The following is a 679-nucleotide window of genomic DNA, read 5'->3' on the forward strand; positions in this document are numbered from 1 at the left end:
CACCAAATTCCCGTCATTCTCAATCAGAAAATCGCCCAAAAATTGATGGAGAAAGTCGCCATGACAACCATTGCAGAGAATCTAGCGGTGTCAACCTCAACCGTCATCCGAAAACTCAAGGAGTTCCAATTCAAGACTGACTTGACTTGGCTGCCTGAGAATATGTCCTGGGACGAATACTCTTTCAAGAAAGGCAAAATGAGCTTCATCGCTCAGGACTTTGACTCGCTCAAAATCCTAGCTATTCTTGATGGGCGAACACAAGCTACCATTCGTAACCACTTTCTACGCTATTCTAGAGCCGTCAGAAGCCGGGTCAAGGTCATCACCATGGACATGTTTAGCCCTTACTATGACATCGCTAAGAAACTATTTCCATCTGCTAAAATCGTCCTTGATCGTTTCCACATCGTTCAGCACATGAGCCGGGCCATGAACCGACTGCGTGTCCAAATCATGAACCAGTTTGACCGAAAATCTCACGAATACAGGGCCCTCAAGCGCTACTGGAAATTGATACAACAAGACAGTCGAAAACTTAGCGATAAACGCTTTTATCGCCCAACTTTTCGCATGCACTTGACTAATCAGGAAATTGTCACAAAGCTGCTCAGCTATTCCCAAGAACTGAAAGAGCACTACGAGATTTATCAGCTCCTACTTTTCCATTTCCAAGAAA

1 protein-coding gene is annotated in these 679 nt (G+C 44.6%); it reads left to right on the plus strand.

Annotated features, from left to right (window positions below; all coding sequences use genetic code 11):
* The coding region (locus GZ996_RS11645; protein ID WP_162012126.1) for an ISL3 family transposase at positions 1-679 on the plus strand (679 nt) is incomplete at both ends.

Source organism: Streptococcus sp. S784/96/1 (assembly GCF_902729355.1).
Taxonomy (GTDB): domain Bacteria; phylum Bacillota; class Bacilli; order Lactobacillales; family Streptococcaceae; genus Streptococcus; species Streptococcus caledonicus.